Genomic DNA, 1,081 nt, shown 5'->3' on the forward strand with positions numbered 1-1,081 from the left:
GTAGTAGTGACTTACCCAGATGGTTCTCAAGACAAGGTTCCTGTGACAGTTAAGGTTGCAGAAAATCCAAGTCAAGCGGACAGTAACACACCAGCTCCAATGGATCAGACTGTTAAAGTTGGCGAAACACCATCAGCTGAGAAGTCAATCGGTAACATGACTGAGCTTCCAGTAGGTACTAAGGTAGCATTCGAAACACCAGTAGATACCAGCAAGTCAGGTGAGCAACCAGCTACGGTAGTGGTGACTTACCCAGATGGTTCTCAAGACAAGGTTCCTGTGACAGTTAAGGTTGCAGAAAATCCAAGTCAAGCGGACAGTAACACACCAGCTCCAATGGATCAGACTGTTAAAGTTGGCGAAACACCATCAGCCGAGAAATCAATCGGTAACATGACTGAGCTTCCAGCAGGTACTAAGGTAGCATTCGAAACACCAGTAGATACCAGCAAGTCAGGTGAGCAACAAGTAACTGTTGTGGTAACTTACCCAGATGGTTCTCAAGACAAGGTTTCTGTAACTATTAAAGTTGTTCTTCCTGAGATAGAGGCTTCTGGTCAAGATGAGGCTGCTAAGGACAACAATGATAATGTGACTCAATCCATGATTGTTGGTCAGAAATCAGTTTCATCAGAATCTAAGACACAAGTGTCTGCAGCTGTAGCTGCAACTGGTCAGGAAAGCTTGCCAAATACAGGTGAGCAATCAACTGACGGTGCAATGGCTCTTGGTGTCGGACTGCTTCTATCTGCGATTGGTTTGAAAGCAAGACGTCGTCGTGAAGAAGATTAATCACATGTGTGATTGTTTCTAGTTAGAAGCACTAAGGCTCCCTTCGGGGAGCCTTTTTTGATAGTGCTGGTGGGATTTGCTAGAATCGGGACAAACGAGGAGGATACGGAATGTCAAAACAAAATTTGAATTGGGCAACGCTGGGAACATGTGTGATTGCTAATACTCATTTAAAATCAAAAGTTGAAAAATAATGGATGCTTAGTTTTGAAATACAACAATATAAAACCACTACGTATCTAGAAAGGACCTTGTCCATTCTCTATTCACAATGGATTTTAAGGTTTGG

At 43.1% G+C, this 1,081-nt stretch carries 1 protein-coding gene; it reads left to right on the forward strand.

The features are described from left to right. On the forward strand, positions 1-792 hold a 792-nt coding region (locus HZY94_RS09525), incomplete at its 5' end, for a Rib/alpha-like domain-containing protein (protein WP_179925936.1). Positions 793-1,081: the final 289 nt, after the last annotated feature.

Source organism: Streptococcus danieliae, assembly GCF_013415245.1.
Taxonomy (GTDB): Bacteria; Bacillota; Bacilli; order Lactobacillales; family Streptococcaceae; genus Streptococcus; species Streptococcus danieliae_A.